At 42.1% G+C, this 15,801-nt stretch carries 15 protein-coding genes; 14 read left to right on the top strand and 1 reads right to left on the bottom strand.

What is annotated here, in order from left to right; all coding sequences use genetic code 11:
- Positions 1 to 7 precede the first annotated feature (7 nt).
- From LDO73_RS15710 to LDO73_RS15655, 12 genes are all read left to right on the top strand, one after another.
- On the top strand, positions 8 to 1,645 hold the full coding sequence (locus LDO73_RS15710; RefSeq protein WP_224059274.1) for an acetaldehyde dehydrogenase (acetylating): 1,638 nt from the start codon (positions 8 to 10) through the stop codon (positions 1,643 to 1,645).
- A gap of 25 nt (positions 1,646 to 1,670) precedes the next feature.
- The gene (locus LDO73_RS15705; RefSeq protein WP_224059273.1) at positions 1,671 to 1,934 is read left to right on the top strand and encodes a EutN/CcmL family microcompartment protein; all 264 of its coding nucleotides are present in this window, start codon (positions 1,671 to 1,673) and stop codon (positions 1,932 to 1,934) included.
- Positions 1,935 to 1,941: 7 nt separating this feature from the next.
- Positions 1,942 to 3,072 (top strand): 1-propanol dehydrogenase PduQ, encoded by a 1,131-nt coding sequence (locus LDO73_RS15700; protein ID WP_036949247.1) that lies wholly within the window; start codon positions 1,942 to 1,944, stop codon positions 3,070 to 3,072.
- A 59-nt stretch (positions 3,073 to 3,131) separates the two neighbouring features.
- Positions 3,132 to 6,563: a choline trimethylamine-lyase gene (cutC, locus tag LDO73_RS15695; RefSeq protein WP_224059272.1), complete on the top strand. Its 3,432-nt coding sequence runs from the start codon at positions 3,132 to 3,134 to the stop codon at positions 6,561 to 6,563.
- An 82-nt stretch (positions 6,564 to 6,645) separates the two neighbouring features.
- Positions 6,646 to 7,596 (top strand): choline TMA-lyase-activating enzyme, encoded by a 951-nt coding sequence (cutD, locus tag LDO73_RS15690; protein WP_224061200.1) that lies wholly within the window; start codon positions 6,646 to 6,648, stop codon positions 7,594 to 7,596.
- Positions 7,597 to 7,609: 13 nt separating this feature from the next.
- A complete protein-coding gene (locus LDO73_RS15685; protein WP_224059271.1) occupies positions 7,610 to 8,002 on the top strand; it encodes a BMC domain-containing protein in 393 nt (130 codons plus the stop codon).
- Positions 7,999 to 8,643, top strand: a complete 645-nt coding sequence (locus LDO73_RS15680; protein ID WP_224059270.1) for a phosphate propanoyltransferase — start codon at positions 7,999 to 8,001, stop codon at positions 8,641 to 8,643. Before LDO73_RS15685 ends, LDO73_RS15680 begins: the two co-directional genes overlap by 4 nt.
- A 22-nt stretch (positions 8,644 to 8,665) precedes the next feature.
- Positions 8,666 to 9,349: a hypothetical protein gene (locus tag LDO73_RS15675; protein ID WP_224059268.1), complete on the top strand. Its 684-nt coding sequence runs from the start codon at positions 8,666 to 8,668 to the stop codon at positions 9,347 to 9,349.
- 52 nt (positions 9,350 to 9,401) lie between these two features.
- Positions 9,402 to 9,815 (top strand): DMT family transporter, encoded by a 414-nt coding sequence (locus LDO73_RS15670; protein ID WP_224059267.1) that lies wholly within the window; start codon positions 9,402 to 9,404, stop codon positions 9,813 to 9,815.
- Between the two features lie 18 nt (positions 9,816 to 9,833).
- The gene (locus LDO73_RS15665; RefSeq protein ID WP_006814367.1) at positions 9,834 to 10,160 is read left to right on the top strand and encodes a DMT family transporter; all 327 of its coding nucleotides are present in this window, start codon (positions 9,834 to 9,836) and stop codon (positions 10,158 to 10,160) included.
- A 162-nt stretch (positions 10,161 to 10,322) separates the two neighbouring features.
- Positions 10,323 to 10,658, top strand: a complete 336-nt coding sequence (locus LDO73_RS15660) for a tRNA-binding protein (RefSeq protein WP_224059265.1) — start codon at positions 10,323 to 10,325, stop codon at positions 10,656 to 10,658.
- Positions 10,659 to 10,727: 69 nt separating this feature from the next.
- The gene (locus LDO73_RS15655) at positions 10,728 to 11,429 is read left to right on the top strand and encodes a helix-turn-helix transcriptional regulator (RefSeq protein ID WP_224059263.1); all 702 of its coding nucleotides are present in this window, start codon (positions 10,728 to 10,730) and stop codon (positions 11,427 to 11,429) included.
- Positions 11,430 to 11,436: 7 nt separating this feature from the next.
- Here LDO73_RS15655 and LDO73_RS15650 read toward each other — a convergent pair whose 3' ends face one another.
- Entirely contained in the window at positions 11,437 to 11,805 is a 369-nt protein-coding gene (locus LDO73_RS15650; RefSeq protein WP_224059261.1) for a DUF1992 domain-containing protein, read from the bottom strand.
- Positions 11,806 to 12,261: 456 nt separating this feature from the next.
- On the opposite strand from LDO73_RS15650, the gene LDO73_RS15645 reads away from it, so the two are divergent.
- Together LDO73_RS15645 and ugpB are read left to right on the top strand one after the other, a co-directional pair.
- Entirely contained in the window at positions 12,262 to 13,833 is a 1,572-nt protein-coding gene (locus LDO73_RS15645; protein ID WP_224059259.1) for an AbgT family transporter, read from the top strand.
- Positions 13,834 to 14,457: 624 nt separating this feature from the next.
- The gene (gene ugpB / locus LDO73_RS15640) at positions 14,458 to 15,771 is read left to right on the top strand and encodes a sn-glycerol-3-phosphate ABC transporter substrate-binding protein UgpB (RefSeq protein WP_224059257.1); all 1,314 of its coding nucleotides are present in this window, start codon (positions 14,458 to 14,460) and stop codon (positions 15,769 to 15,771) included.
- The last annotated feature ends 30 nt before the right edge of the window (positions 15,772 to 15,801 follow it).

The following is a 15,801-nucleotide window of genomic DNA, read 5'->3' as shown; positions in this document are numbered from 1 at the left end:
GGAAGACATGGTTGCATTAGATAAAGATCTGCAATCCAGACAACTGGCTAGAGAGCTGGTTAGAAATGCGAAACAAGCGCAAAAAATCTTTGCGACTTTTTCGCAGGAGAAAATCGACAGTATTGTTAAACACATTGCGACAGAGTCTGCACGTCATGCAGAAGAATTAGCAAAAATGGCGAATGAAGAGACGGGCTTCGGGAAGTGGCAAGACAAAGTCTTGAAAAATACCTTCGCTTCAGTTCGTGTGTATGAACATATTAAAGATCTGAAAACAGTTGGCATCATTAATGATGACAAAATCAATAAAGTTATGGATGTGGGTGTTCCGTTAGGGGTGATCACGGCGCTGGTGCCTTCGACTAACCCAACTTCAACCATTATCTATAAAACATTGATTGCCTTGAAAGCCGGTAACGCAATCGTCTTCTCCCCCCATCCAAACGCGAAAGCATGTAGTTTTAGAACGCTTGATATCGTAAAAAAAGCGGCACTAGAAGCGGGTGCGCCAGCAGGTATCGTCGATGGCGTGTCGATGCTGACACTGGAAGCGACAAAAGAATTAATGCACAGCAAAGATGTTTCTCTCATTCTGGCAACGGGTGGGGAAGGCATGGTACGCGCCGCTTATGCATCTGGCACACCAACAATCAGTGGTGGCCCTGGTAACGGTCCTGCTTTCATTGAACGTAGCGCGGATATCAAAAAAGCAGTCAGTGACATCATTACCAGCAAAACGTTTGATAACGGTGTGATTTGTGCATCTGAGCAATCCATCATTGTTGAACGCTGCATTTACAACGACGTTCATCGCGAGTTATTAGCGCAAGGCGCTTACTTCATGAATGAAGATGAAGCGAAACGTATGGCCTCCATGCTACTGAGAGCGAATGGCACGATTAACCCTGAAGTCGTAGGAAAAGACGCGATTACGTTGAGCCAACGTGCAGGCTTTAGTGTTCCAGCTAACACGCGAGTGTTAATTGCATTACAAGACACGGTCTCACCGAAAAACCCGTATTCACGGGAAAAACTGTGCCCAATCTTAGGCATGTATGTTGAAGAGGATTGGCGCTCTGCGTGCCATCGCGTTGTTGATTTGCTGACTAACGAAGGCTTAGGACACACGCTGGTGATCCACACTCAAAATGAAGATGTTATTCGCCAGTTTTCGCTCGAAAAACCAGTTAACCGTATTTTGATTAATACGCCAGCCTCACTGGGTGGAATTGGTGCAACCACCAATATTACGCCAGCGCTGACATTAGGATGTGGAGCGATTGGAGGTGGTTCTAGTTCTGACAACGTCGGTCCGATGAACTTGCTCAATATCCGTAAAGTCGGTTATGGCGTGCGTTCCATTGATGATTTGAGACAACCCGCACCAGTGAGTGCTCCGGCTTACTCAACATCGCCAATTGCACCTACTGGGCATGGAAATCAAGCGTCTGTCAGCATTCTCGATGATGACCGTTTCCGTCAGGCTCAACCAGTAAAAGCTCAAAGTAATAGCGCTGCGGATAACCGATTTGCTAATGCAGTGAGTCATGCTGATGTTGTTGAAGCGGTTGCCACTCATGGGGATATCACGGAAGAGAATGTCGAGCAGATTATTAAGGCCGTTCTCGGACGCCTAAATAAGTAATTCATTGAGATAAGGCGGGTAAATCATGATTTTGGCAAAGGTAATAGGGCATGTTGTCGCAACGCAGAAATGCCAAGAGCTTAGTGGCAGTAATTTACTGATGGTCACGGCGCTTGGCGATGATCTCAAACCGTTGAAGGACAAAACGTATGTTGCGGTGGACAGTGTAGGCGCAGGTATTAATGACCTTGTTCTGGCGGAAGAGTACTTCGCATTGAATAAAGACAAATACAAAGCGATGTCCGTGGTTGCCATTGTTGAAAAAGTGTATCGAGACGGTAGGGAGTAAATAACGCATGAACCAGTTTTTGATTAAACCAAGGGTGCAATTCGGTGCGAATGCTTTGGATTATTTATCTCAGGTTAACGCCCAGCACGCGTTTATCGTCACCGATAAAGCAATGGTGAAATTTGGGTTAGCCGACGAGGTGATTCATCGATTATCTCAGCAGGGAATTTCATTTTCTCTGTATGACGATGTAGTGCCCGATCCAGAAATCTCGTCCATCGTAAAAGGCATGAAAATCATGGATAGCCAATATCCAGATTTAGTGATTGCACTGGGTGGTGGTTCGGTGATTGATGCGGCAAAAGCGGTTATTTACTCCCTATGGCATACCCGCCAAGACAGCCATAGAGCTAAACCTCATTTTGTGGCTATCCCGACAACCAGCGGAACAGGCTCTGAAGTCACGTCTTTTTCGGTGATCAAGTCTCACTCTGAGAAGTTGGTGTTGGTTGATGAATTTATGTTGCCCGATGTGGCGATTTTAGACCCTGTTTTAGTGAAGTCAGTCCCTGCCGCTATCACGGCAGATACCGGAATGGATGTGCTATGTCATGCCCTAGAAGCTTATGTTTCACGCAGTGCCTCTGACTTTTCAGATGCACTTGCCGAGAAAGCCGTTCAGTTAGTTTTTGCTCACTTAATTGATTGCTATCGCGACGGCAGTAACTTAGTGGCTCGTGAAAAAATGCATAACGCATCGTGTATTGCAGGAATGGCATTTACCAACGCATCCCTTGGCATCACCCATAGCTTAGCGCACGCACTTGGCGGCGTGTTCCACATTCCACATGGTCGCGCGAATGCGCTATTGATGGCTCAAGTGGTGGCATTTAACGCGGGGCTGGAAGGGTGCTGTGAAACCAACGCGGCGAAGCGTTATGCCGATTTAGCCAGAAAACTTAATTTACCAGCTTCAAATATACGTGAAGGCGTTGAGAGCTTAATTATGGCAATCAACGTATTGAAAGATGAAATGAATATGCCAAAAGGCATTCACGCTACAGGCGTCAATGAAACTGATTTTAATGCCCGTTTAGGGGAAATGGTTGGACAGGCGTTGCGCGATAGTTGCACGCCGACTAATCCACGGGACGTAAATGAAAAGCAGCTAGAAGCACTGTACAGACAGTCTTTTTAATAGTTAACGCTTTTTATGTGATGAATAACGAACTAGAAAGAACATCAGGAGAGGCTAACATGGCCAAATATGCTTTGACCCCACGTGTAAAAACACTGGCTGAACGTTTAAGTGCTCGCAATTGCTCAATCATTACCGAACGTGCCAACATTCTTGAAACCGTCAGAAATCAATTAACAGGGGCACCTCAAGCGATTAAACCCGCTCAGCGCTTTTATGAGTTTATTCGTCATTTCCCAGCTTTTATTGCACAAGATGAATTGATTATTGGGAGCCAATCTTCAACACCTCGTGGTGCAATTTTCCATACAGAAGATGAAGTACACAGCCAGAGTATTTATGAATTTTTAGCAGGTGATAGCGCAATCGCCGCACCGGATTATTTAGTGGTTCTGAATGTAGGCTTTGCGGAAATTAAAAACCAGCTCGAAAATCGTGTCAGAAATATTGGCAGTGCCGTTAGCCGAAATAGTATCGATGAAGCAAATAACTGCCGTGCAGCAATTTATGCCTGTGATGCTGCCATCCATTTTGCTAACGCTTTAGCAGTACGAGCAGAAAATCTTGCGGCCACAGAAGCTAACTCATATCGTCGTGCTGAATTACAAGAAAGTGCTGCGATTTTACGCCAAGTGCCAGCAAAACCTGCTCAAACCTTCAAAGAAGCTTGCCAAGCATTCTACCTATTACAACTAATTTTGCATTTAGAAAATGGCAGCTATGCCGTGAACCCAATGGGCTTCGACAAAGCGGTTTATCCATTCTATCAGCGCGATATTGAGCAAGGTCGATTAACTCAACAACAAGCTTACGAAATTGTTGAAAGTTTATGGCTGAAATTGGCCGAGCTTTCCGAGGTTCGCGCGACCCGTGCCATTGATGGTTATCCAATGTTTGATGCACTTAAAGGCGGTGTCTACCTTAATGATCCGCAAGTCTGCATTAACGAACTTTCCGCGATGATGCTTTCTGCCCACGAAAATATCAGTGCAATTAATGCAGGGTTAAAAGTCCGTTTATATTGTGGTCAAGCAAGTACGCAGCCTCAATGTTCTGCAGCTTCAGCCAGTTATGTGGCACCAACGGCTCAACAAGATAATGAATTCAACGTGATGGAAGGGTTAACGCCTCGCTTACAGCGTTTGCGTAACCGTTATCTAGAGGCGCGTCCAAGCGTGTCTATCTATCGCGCATTAGCCTTTACGGAAGTAGTGAAAAATAACCCAGGTTTACCGCCGATTTTATTACGTGCAAAAGCGTTCCGTCGTGCATGTGAAACCGCGCCTATCTTGATTCAGCCTGAAGAGCTGATTGTCGGTCATCCATGTGGTAAAGCGCGTGCAGGTGCATTTTCACCTGATATTGCATGGCGTTGGGTGGTGGATGAACTCGATACGATGAGCACCCGCCCGCAAGATCCATTTGTGATCTCTGAAGAAGATAAAAAAGTCATTCGTGAAGAAATTGCGCCATTCTGGGAAGGTCGTTCTCTGGATGAAATCTGTGAAGCGCAATATCGTGAAGCTGGCGTTTGGGAATTCAGCGGCGAGACCTTTGTCAGTGACTTGTCTTATCACCAAATCAATGGTGGCGGGGATACCTGTCCGGGTTATGACGTTCTACTGTTCACCAAAGGGATGAACGGAATTAAAGCAGATGCTCAAGCGAAACTCGCTGAATTAGATATGCAAAATCCCGATGATATCGACCGTATCTATTTCTATAAAGCGTCAATTGAAACCTGCGAAGGTGTCGTGGCTTACGCACATCGCATTGCGGAACGTGCTCGCGAATTAGCTTCTCAAGAGACTGACCCAAAACGTCGTGAAGAGTTACTGACCATCGCGCAAGTGAATGAAAATGTGCCGGCGAATCCACCAAAAACGTTACAAGAAGCGCTGCAAAGCGTTTGGACTGTGGAATCGTTGTTTGAAATTGAAGAGAACCAAACGGGATTATCCTTAGGTCGTTTAGACCAATACTGTTTCCCAATGTATGAAAGCGATATTCAATCTGGTCGTTTAACCCAAGACCAAGCACTGGAAATGATGCAGGCATTTATCATCAAATGTGCGGAATTGATGTGGATGTCCAGTGAGTTGGGCGCTAAATATTTCGCAGGATATCAGCCGTTTATCAACTTAACTGTGGGTGGTCAAAAACGCTCTGGTGGTGATGCATGTAACGATTTAACGTACTTAATTATGGATGCAGTGCGTTTTGTGAAAGTTTACCAGCCGTCATTAGCATGCCGTATTCACAACCAATCTCCGCAAAAATACATGGAAAAAATCGTGGATGTGGTGAAAGCCGGTATGGGCTTCCCTGCCTGCCACTTTGATGATTCCCATATCAAAATGATGCTGCGTAAAGGCTTTGATTTTGAAGATGCACGCGACTATTGCTTAATGGGCTGTGTGGAACCACAAAAATCAGGTCGTATTTATCAGTGGACATCAACAGGTTACACCCAGTGGCCAATCGCCATTGAATTTGTTCTGAACCGTGGTCGGATGGTGCTGTTCGATAGTCACCAAGGTTTAGATACTGGGGATCTGCGTAACCTGAAAACCTTCGAAGATTTCGACAATGCTGTGAAAGCGCAAATTGCCCATATTGTTCGTCTATCCGCGATTGGTACGGTCATTAGCCAACGTGTTCACCGTGATGTCGCGCCAAAACCATTGATGTCTTTGCTGGTGGAAGGCTGTATGGAGAAAGGGAAAGATGTCGCCGCGGGTGGCGCGATGGTTAACCATGGCCCAGGGCTGATTTTCTCTGGTTTAGCAACTTACGTTGACTCAATGGCGGCTATTCGCAAAGTGGTTTATGAAGAGGGCCGCTATACCTTAGAGCAAGTGCGTGATGGTCTGCTTGCCAACTTTGAAGGTTATGAAGAATTACGTCGTGATTGCCTAAATGCACCTAAATTCGGTAACGATGATAACTACGTCGACCAATATGCATTGGATATTACCGAGTGGACTGAACGCGAGTGCCGCAAGTACGACATGCTGTATTCCACATTGAGCCACGGGACATTATCCATTTCGAATAACACGCCGATTGGCGAGCTAACCGCCGCGACTGCGAATGGTCGTTTAGCGTGGATGCCGCTGTCGGATGGGATCAGCCCAACGCAAGGGGCAGATAAACAAGGTCCAACCGCCATCATTAAATCCATCAGTAAGATGAACGTGGAAACGATGAATATCGGTATGGTGCATAACTTTAAGTTCTTAAAAGGCTTATTGGATACACCGGAAGGTCGCAATGGGTTAATCACGTTGCTAAGAACGGCATCCATTTTGGGTAACGGTCAAATGCAGTTCAGCTACGTTGATAACGAAATGCTGAAAAAAGCCCAGCAAGAACCGGAGAAATATCGCGACTTAATCGTTCGTGTTGCGGGATACAGTGCTTACTTCGTTGAATTATGTAAAGAGGTTCAGGACGAAATCATCAGCCGTACCGTGATTGAAAAATTCTAAGCCTAATATTGGCAGGTATAGCGTTATACCTGCCAATACATAATAAAAACAACAAGTTTAAGACTGTTTTGGAGATGCAATGATGAACCCAGCGACAGAAATAAAGGGACGGATATTTAATATCCAGAAATATTCGATTTATGACGGTGATGGTATCCGTACGCTGATTTTCCTCAAAGGATGCAATATTCGTTGCCCTTGGTGCGCTAACCCTGAAGGGCTAAGTAGCCAGTTCCAAGTGATGTTTTCCCATGATAAATGCGTTGGATGTGGGAAGTGTGTGGATGTCTGCCCTGCGGGGATCCATTACATGACAACCAACGAACAGGGAGAAAAAATCCATCGAGTTAATCGTAGCATCGATTGCATTGGTTGCCGTAAATGTGAGGAAGTGTGCATTTCTGATGCGTTAGACATTATGGGAAAAGATGTTTCGGTCTCTGAAATGATGGAAATCATCATGCAGGACTACGATTTTTATATTTCATCTGGCGGTGGGGTCACGATTGGTGGCGGTGAAATGAGTTTACAGACAGATTTTGCCGTTGAGCTTTTACGTGAATGCAAAAAAATGATGATCAACACAGCGGTGGAAACTCAAGGCACCACATCCGTCGAAAATTATGAAAAATTAGCTGAAGTTGTCGACTTATTCTTGTTTGATTTGAAGCATATCGACACGGTACAACATAAAAATTTATTCGGTATTGGTAATGAAAATGTGCGCCGTAATTTCGAACGGTTAATGGAATTGGGGGCCAATGTGGTGATGCGTATGCCGTTGGTTCGTGGATGTAACGATTCTTTTGATGCCATTACTGGGGCGATTGAATATGCCATGGAATTGTCGAAACGCGGTAATTTAAATCGCATTGATATTTTGCCTTATCACCAGCTTGGTCGTGGAAAATACGACAAGCTCGACATGATTTATCCCATCAAGAAAGACCCTACCTACAGTACCGAAGAGTTAGACCAATTAGAGGCTTTCTTTAAAAAATTCGATTTCGATATTCGATTGGTTCGTCACTAAGTAGGAGAGAAAGATGAAAAGTTTAGGTGTGATTGAAACGTATGGACTGACATCTGCAATACAGGCGGCAGATGCAGCATGTAAGGCGGCAAGTGTAGAGATTGCGGGTTATCGAAAAATTGGTTCTGGGCTGGTTTCTGTTTATTTTCAAGGGGAAATTAGTGCAGTAAGAACAGCCGTTGACCATGGTGCATCGGTTATTAGTCATCAAGACTTATTAAAAGGCACATTAGTGATTGCTCGCCCTGATGAGAGTGTTATTGCTAAATTATTACCAGTAACCCATGAATCGAGTGAGCCCGCGCAACGCGTCGAAAAAACAGAAATTGTTACTCCGATTGTTACTCAGGCGGAAAGTGTGATGACTGAGGAAAAAGTGGAGCAGCGCAAAGGTAAAAAATCATGATAAACCAACAATTGATGGGGAAAATTCTATCGCGTTTGTCTGTGCCAAATGCTGTTCCTATGATGGAGAGTCCCATTGCAATACCTGTTGGCGTTTCTAATCGTCACGTTCACCTTTCAGACGAAGATGTCGAGGCTTTATTTGGCAAAGGTTATCAACTCACACCGTTCAAAGAATTAAAACAGCCGGGACAATTTGCGGCTAAAGAGTGTGTGATGGTGGTGGGGCCTAAAGGTTCCATTAGCAAGGTGCGAGTATTAGGGCCCACTCGCCCTAAAAGTCAGCTTGAAGTCTCAAAAGCCGATTGTTTCGCATTGGGAATAAAAGCGCCAGTTCGTGAATCGGGAGATTTAAATACATCTGGCAGCGCTTTATTAATTGGGCCAGCTGGTCACGTTAATTTGTTGGAACAGGTGATTTGTGCACAGCGCCATATTCACATGAATTTAATGGATGCTAGGTCGCTAAATGTCTCCAATGGACAGCGAGTATGTGTTCGTACTGAAGGCGAACGTAGTCTCGTATTTGATGAAGTCGTTGTTCGAGTGGATGCAAGGTTTTCTCTGGAATTTCATATTGATACAGATGAAGCGAATGCGGCAGGGTTACGCAACAGTGACAGCGTGTTTGTTGTCAGCTAAGGACTAAACGAGCGGTGGCAATATGAACGAAAAAATGATTGAGCAGATAGTGTCACAGGTCCTGCAACAGCTAAAACGGCAAGTATTGGTGTTATTGTCCCCAAGTCAAGACTATCAACAGGCGGTTTATCAGCGTGTATTGCAGTTATCTTCAATGTCTTTTTCTTTCTATGCCACCAAGGAGATGCTAACGCAATCGACGATAAATCAATGGAAAGAAATTGGGCAATGTTTTGATATTCATACCTTTAATATGGAAAATCTAACGAAGTTTCACGGGGTTTTTCTTCCTTTTATGGGAACTAAGGTACTTAATGAAGTCGTGAATGGGTTGGCAATTAGCGAAGAAAGCGAAATTATCATCCAAACACTCTCGCGAAATATTCCTATTATGGCATTGAAATATCATTGCTGCCCTGACAGTGACTTGAACCAGATATTAGGTTTGAATAAAAATGAACATTATAACCGCCTTATTAAAGAAAATATGAATAAGGCTATCTCATTAGGTATTCAATTCGATACATTTAATAATATTGAAAATAAAATGCTCATTAGAAATGATGAGATATCGAGTGAAAATAAAATAAACCAGAATCGCTATATTACTTTGAGAGAAGTAATGAATGACCCAAAGGAATATTCCCTAAATAAAAATAAATTAACAGATTCGGCAATGGATTATTTAAAGTCTCTGAAAAAATAAATTTTATTTCAATTTAATATTTTAAACATCTATCTATGTAGGAGTATTATCTATGTCCTCTAAAGCAAAATCATGGCTTTGGATGCTAGCGGTTATTATTTCTGAAACCTCAGCAACATCCACATTGAAAATGTTCGATAATAGTGAAGGAACAATTAAATCATTATTATTAGGTCTGATAGTTATTCTTTATGTTATTTGTTATTACTCTCTTTCTCGCGCAGTAAAATATATTCCTGTTGGATTAGCTTATGCAACTTGGTCAGGTACCGGTATTTTGATGGTCTCTACATTAGGAATGATCTTTTATGGACAGCACCCAGATATGGCAGCAATGATTGGCATGGGCGTGATTGCTTCAGGTATCGTGATCATGAATCTGTTTTCTAAAATGGGCTCAGATGAGGCGGAACCGGCTGAAAATTCGGATGCGTCACTATCTTCAACCAACAAAGTTGCTCATTAATAAGAAGAGAGAAATATTATGTTTACTGGATTTTTATGGTTAGCATTATCAATTGGTTCAGAAATCACGGGTACATCGATGATCAAAAAAACCAATAGCTTTAGTAAATTAGGTCCATCAATACTCGTGATTATTGCCTATTGTTTATGTTATTTCGCGTTAACCCGTGCGATGGGCTATATTCCTGTTGGGGTTGCGTATTCTTTATGGTGTGGGTTTGGTATTGTTGGTGTGACGTTAGTTTCGATGATTTTATATAAACAAAAACCGGATGTGCCCGCAGTTTTCGCAATGGGATTAATTATCTCTGGCGGCATTATTATGAATACTTTCTCAAATATGTAATTTCATGTTTTACCTTTCTTGTCCCCATTGATTATTGCCTGTCATTATCAGGTGATAATCAATGACTGTTTCACAACATAAAATGAATGTTTGACGCTAAGAGCCTCTATCTATCCTATGCTAATTTAAGTCATTACCATCGTTTAATTTAGGAATAAAGATATGCAACTTATTGAGTGGGATGACTTTTTGACAGTGGAAATGCGTGTTGGTACGATCATTCGTGCAGAAGTGAACAGTAAAGCAAAAAAGCCCGCTTATGTGATGGAAGTGGATTTAGGGGAATTAGGAATCAAGCGTTCAAGCGCACAAATTACCGTGCATTACACCCCTGAAAGTTTAATTGGCAAACAGGTTTTATGTGTGTGTAATTTTGAAGTTAAACGTATTGCTGGCATAAAATCTGAAGTGTTAATTACAGGCGCTCCTGATGAAACGGGGGCGATTGTATTGGCTGAATTTAATCTACCTATGCCGAATGGTTCCCGCTTAGCATAATCGGTGAGACTGCATTTTTTTGATTAAAACCGTATACTCCTACTGTATGCCACCCAGTAGGAGCTTGCCTTGTTATTACCTGAATTGCATTATCGCCAATATTCCCAAGAGGTTATTTCTCATCAACATGATGGGCAATGGCAGGTGGTATTTGCGTTATCAGGGGCGATGGAAATCAATATGCATCGTCAACACTGGTTGCTAAATGCAGGTCAGGGCGTTGTGATCCCGCCGAGTGTTAGCCATGCTTTCAGTGGACAAGATGGCAATCAAAATTATGTATTGGAAATGCCTGCAACGGCGCAATGGTCATTAAATGAAAAAATGACGCATTTCACGCTGACGCCAGCGGCGTTGGGGTTATTAAATTGGCTACAATGTTTTCCTCAAGCGCCGGAACAAAACTTTGCCGTTGCTCGCCTATTATTAGCACAGTTAAAACAGGAAAATCGTTGGGTTGATGAGCTGGTTCATTGGGTGGAGTTACGTCTGCATTTACCGATAAGCTGCGAAGACATCGCTTGTGCGTTTTATATGTCAGTCAGTACATTACAACGTAAGGTGAAAGCCGAAATGGGGATCACCGTCATGCAATTTTTATTGCAAAAACGGATGGAGGCAGCAGGAAGTCTATTATTAACTCACCAAACCATTGAGCATATTGCCACCTTGGTGGGGTATGATTCTCACTCTGCTTTTAGCCATGCATTTCGTAAGTTTTATGGTAAAACCCCTCAGGAATATCGTCTGCAATCCCTACCCAAGCGTTAATTCTTCGCTATTTAGACTCTAAATATTCTGAAATTGTCACTGCGTATTCGCCATATAAAAAGTCGGTATTGATATTTGCTTGCTTGAGTTTTAGCTCAAGTAATGCCAATTGCTTACTGATGGCAACACGATTGGGATCATCGGCAGAGAGTTGTTGCAGCATATGGCATAAATTCAACGCTTCTTTTTTTTGTTGTAGTTCAGGCGGCAGATACCCAGAATTTTTAAGAATACGATAGCTGGCTCTTAATTCTTCAGGAACTTGGCTGTCATCATCAAGCTGTAAAGGCTTCCCTTCACCGTTGAGATTGGATAACTCCCCTTTATTTAAAGCGTCTTGAATATGACGCTCTGCCCAAAGATCAATGACAGACATTATGGTTCGCTCTGTAGTGAATAGACGTCGATTATAGCGCTGATTAATCTAGATTAAAAACGTACATTAATCAGGCTAATTGATATTTTAGTTTGTTTTATTTAACTCAAATTTATTGTAATTGTAAAAACAAGCATTAGGCGAGTTAAATAAAATAAAACTGACAAAATTTGATATCTATACAGTTAAAAACAATAAAAAATGACTACTTAATGTGATTAAATTGTTAACTTGACCACATTTTTTGTATTTAATGATATTTATTTTTTTGGCTCTAGTTGTTAACATAAATTAAATTTAACAAAGTAAATATTGGGTTTTTACTATCGGTATGTTGATTGTTGGTTAATGTATTCAATTTGTATCAAATTTGTTGGTTTGAAATTATATGCTTGTAATTAGGTGAAGAGAAAAACATTGTGTAATGTTCATTTCTCTTGTTTATAAGGAGAATTCATGGAACAAAAAAGACAAGAGGGTAGCCGTTTTTTACGAACGGTTGAATGGCTGGGAAATGCTCTGCCACATCCTGTTATTCTATTCATTATTTTAATTGGGATTTTATTAGTCTCTTCCGCCGTTGGTCAGTATTTTGGTATTAGTGTACCGGACCCTCGCCCTGAGGGTGCAAAAGGTCGTGCTGAAGACGGAATCATTCATATTGTTAGCCTGCTAGATGCTGAAGGCATCCGTAAAATTCTGTCTAATGTGGTCACCAATTTTACTGGGTTCGCACCTCTTGGCACGGTATTAGTTGCTCTTTTAGGGGTTGGGATCGCAGAACGTGCCGGTTTATTATCTGCGGCAATGCGTCTGATTGTTATCAAAGCACCACGTAAATTAACTACCGTTGCGATTGTTTTTGCTGGGATTATGTCTAATACCGCGGCAGAGCTCGGGTATGTGGTACTGATTCCGCTGGCTGCGATTATTTTCCATTCATTAGGTCGTCATCCATTAGCTGGGCTTGCTGCCGCATTTGCAGGGGTATCCGGTGGATATTCAGCGAACTTACTATTAGGAACAGTGGATCCGTTACTGTCAGGGATCACTCAGCAAGCGGCTCGAATTATTGATCCTACCTATATCGTTGGGGCGGAGGCCAACTGGTACTTTATGTTTGTCAGTACCTTCTTGATCACTATCTTGGGTTATTTCATCACAGAGAAAATTGTTGAGCCGCAGTTAGGTCCTTATCAGGGCGGTGGTGTTGATGAAGATGAAGATAAACTCCGAGCCTCAGCCGAGGTGACGCCGCTTGAGAAAAAAGCGTTGTTCTGGGCATCGGTGACTTTTTGGGGATTAGCAGCAATATTAGCCTTAATGGTGGTGCCTGAAAGTGGGATTTTACGTAACCAAGAAACGGGGTTAGTGAGTAATTCACCTTTCTTAAAAGCAATCGTGGTGTTTATCTTTATTTTCTTTGCGGTTCCAGGGATTGTTTACGGCTATATTGCAAAAACCATGCGCAGTGATAAAGATGTGGTTGATGCGATGGCAAGCGCAATGAGTACCTTGGGTCTCTATTTAGTCATCATTTTCTTTGCAGCACAGTTCGTTGCATTTTTTGGTTGGACCAACATTGGGCAAGTTATTGCCGTCAAAGGCGCTAATTTCTTAAATAGTATTGACCTACATGGTGGAATATTATTTGTTGGCTTTATTCTGATATGCGCCTTTATTAACCTGATGATCGGCTCTGCTTCCGCTCAATGGGCTGTGACAGCACCGATATTTGTTCCAATGTTAATGTTGGCAGGCTATTCCCCAGAAACTATCCAAGCGGCTTATCGTATTGGTGATTCAGTGACCAATATTATTACACCAATGATGAGCTATTTTGGCTTAATTATGGCAATAGTCGTCAAATATAAGAAAGATGCAGGGATTGGTACCTTGGTTTCAATGATGTTGCCATACTCGATTATTTTCTTTATTGGTTGGTCTCTGTTCTTTATTATCTGGGTATTTATTTTGGGGCTACCGGTAGGGCCGGGATCACCAATTTATTTTACTCCAGGAAGTTAATCTAATAATGAGTTTATAAGGGTAAATAGATTTTTATTTACCCTTCACTATTTTCTGATGTGTATTTTAAATTGGCCATAAAGTGATAATCATAAGATGGTTTATTTTATGGGTTATTATTAGTTTATTGGATTTATAGTATTAAATATTTGTTATTATCTTAATGTTATCCTAAAATTAATTTTGAAATTAAGTTTGTTTAAATTGCCATGTCGATAATAGACTTGTTTTCAATTTTATTTTTATTTGCTTTTTTTAATAAAAAACAAGGTGGATAATATGTATAGAATGACAGTTTCTGCAAAATTATTTCTGGCATCTGTTTTTACTCTTTTATTCATGTTTCCTATTTTTTGTTATTTAATCATATTTCAATAATCAAGAATTTATTATTTAAATTAATTTGATTGTTTATTTTCGATATATCGTGAAAATAAAACACGTCGATTGTCATGTAAGCGTCATTTGCTAGAGATATGGCCGTCATTAATCTGTCATGTGTTGGCGATATTTCTGTCATTTCTCGGTGATAAATTCTCTCTCGAACATAAACTGCGTGAATTCGCACATTTTAGTGTAAATCTCAGCGGATAAACTTCAGTCATAATAAAAGAGAGAATTGGCATGGCATCTATCAAACAGTCTGCTTTAGCAATGATGTTAGGCATGGCTTTTAGCAGTCAAGGAATGGCAGTCACCACAGTCCCATTCTGGCATTCAATGGAAGGTCAGCTTGGCGAAGAAGTGAATGACCTTGTCACTCGTTTTAATGAAACTCACCCAGATTATAAAGTGGTTCCCACTTATAAAGGGAACTACGAGCAAAGCCTCGCTGCGGGGATTGCGGCATTTCGTTCTGGCAATGCGCCTGCGATACTGCAGGTTTATGAAGTCGGTACTGCGACGATGATGTCATCCAAAGCCATCAAACCTGTCTACGAAGTTTTCCAAGAAGCTGGAATTGATTTTGATGAATCTCAGTTTGTGCCTACCGTTTCGGGTTACTACAGTGATGCGAAAACAGGGCATTTGCTATCTCAGCCTTTCAATAGCTCCACCCCCGTACTTTATTACAATAAAGAAGCCTTCAAAAAAGCCGGTTTAAATCCAGAGACCCCGCCAAAAACATGGCAGGATCTTGCCCAATATACTGAAAAACTGCGTGAATCAGGAATGAAATGTGGCTATGCCAGTGGTTGGCAGGGCTGGATACAAATTGAAAACTTTAGTGCATGGAACGGGTTGCCTGTCGCATCGAAGAATAATGGCTTTGACGGCGCTGATGCCGTGCTGGAGTTTAATACCCCAGATCACGTAAGGCACATTGAGCAGCTGCAAGAGATGAATAAGAAAGGTACGTTCACTTACTTAGGACGTAAAGATGAGCCAACAGAGAAATTCTATAACGGGGATTGTGCCATTATTACTGGTTCCTCCGGTTCTCTGGCGAACATTCGCAAGCATGCTAAGTTTGATTTTGGTGTTGGCATGATGCCTTACGATGCACAAATTCCAACGGCACCACAAAATGCCATCATTGGTGGTGCAAGCTTGTGGGTGATGGGTGGTAAAGATCCTGAGACTTATAAAGGTGTTGCGGAATTTATGAAATTCTTAGCTGAACCTGAAAATGCTGCAAAATGGCATCAAAATACAGGATATTTACCCATTACAACAGCAGCGTATGAGTTAACCAAAAAATCCGGCTTTTATGACAAAAACCCAGGGGCGGATATTGCGACTCGTCAAATGTTAAATAAAGCGCCATTGCCTTATACCAAAGGATTACGCTTAGGCAATATGCCGCAAATTCGCACTATCGTGGATGAAGAGCTGGAATCCGTATGGTCAGGTAAAAAGACCCCACAACAAGCACTTGATGCCTCTGTTGAGCGTGGTAACCAATTACTGCGCCGTTTCGAAAAATCCACTCAGTAATGAGTTCTTTCGCCCCTCTTGTGGAATTAA

Origin of the sequence: Providencia alcalifaciens (genome assembly GCF_915403165.1) — a bacterium.
In the GTDB taxonomy this organism is placed as follows: Bacteria; Pseudomonadota; Gammaproteobacteria; order Enterobacterales; family Enterobacteriaceae; genus Providencia; species Providencia alcalifaciens_C.
Note: the sequence above shows the minus strand (reverse complement) of the source record. Positions and strands in the feature narration are given on the sequence as shown.

What these genes read in the sequence shown, in the direction of transcription:
- LDO73_RS15710 (WP_224059274.1), top strand. Translation starts at nt 8, where the DNA reads ATGGTTGCATTAGATAAAGATCTGCAATCCAGACAACTGGCTAGAGAG.
- LDO73_RS15705 (WP_224059273.1), top strand. Translation starts at nt 1,671, where the DNA reads ATGATTTTGGCAAAGGTAATAGGGCATGTTGTCGCAACGCAGAAATGC.
- LDO73_RS15700 (WP_036949247.1), top strand. Translation starts at nt 1,942, where the DNA reads ATGAACCAGTTTTTGATTAAACCAAGGGTGCAATTCGGTGCGAATGCT.
- cutC (WP_224059272.1), top strand. Translation starts at nt 3,132, where the DNA reads ATGGCCAAATATGCTTTGACCCCACGTGTAAAAACACTGGCTGAACGT.
- cutD (WP_224061200.1), top strand. Translation starts at nt 6,646, where the DNA reads ATGAACCCAGCGACAGAAATAAAGGGACGGATATTTAATATCCAGAAA.
- LDO73_RS15685 (WP_224059271.1), top strand. Translation starts at nt 7,610, where the DNA reads ATGAAAAGTTTAGGTGTGATTGAAACGTATGGACTGACATCTGCAATA.
- LDO73_RS15680 (WP_224059270.1), top strand. Translation starts at nt 7,999, where the DNA reads ATGATAAACCAACAATTGATGGGGAAAATTCTATCGCGTTTGTCTGTG.
- LDO73_RS15675 (WP_224059268.1), top strand. Translation starts at nt 8,666, where the DNA reads ATGAACGAAAAAATGATTGAGCAGATAGTGTCACAGGTCCTGCAACAG.
- LDO73_RS15670 (WP_224059267.1), top strand. Translation starts at nt 9,402, where the DNA reads ATGTCCTCTAAAGCAAAATCATGGCTTTGGATGCTAGCGGTTATTATT.
- LDO73_RS15665 (WP_006814367.1), top strand. Translation starts at nt 9,834, where the DNA reads ATGTTTACTGGATTTTTATGGTTAGCATTATCAATTGGTTCAGAAATC.
- LDO73_RS15660 (WP_224059265.1), top strand. Translation starts at nt 10,323, where the DNA reads ATGCAACTTATTGAGTGGGATGACTTTTTGACAGTGGAAATGCGTGTT.
- LDO73_RS15650 (WP_224059261.1), bottom strand. Translation starts at nt 11,805, where the DNA reads ATGTCTGTCATTGATCTTTGGGCAGAGCGTCATATTCAAGACGCTTTA.
- LDO73_RS15645 (WP_224059259.1), top strand. Translation starts at nt 12,262, where the DNA reads ATGGAACAAAAAAGACAAGAGGGTAGCCGTTTTTTACGAACGGTTGAA.
- ugpB (WP_224059257.1), top strand. Translation starts at nt 14,458, where the DNA reads ATGGCATCTATCAAACAGTCTGCTTTAGCAATGATGTTAGGCATGGCT.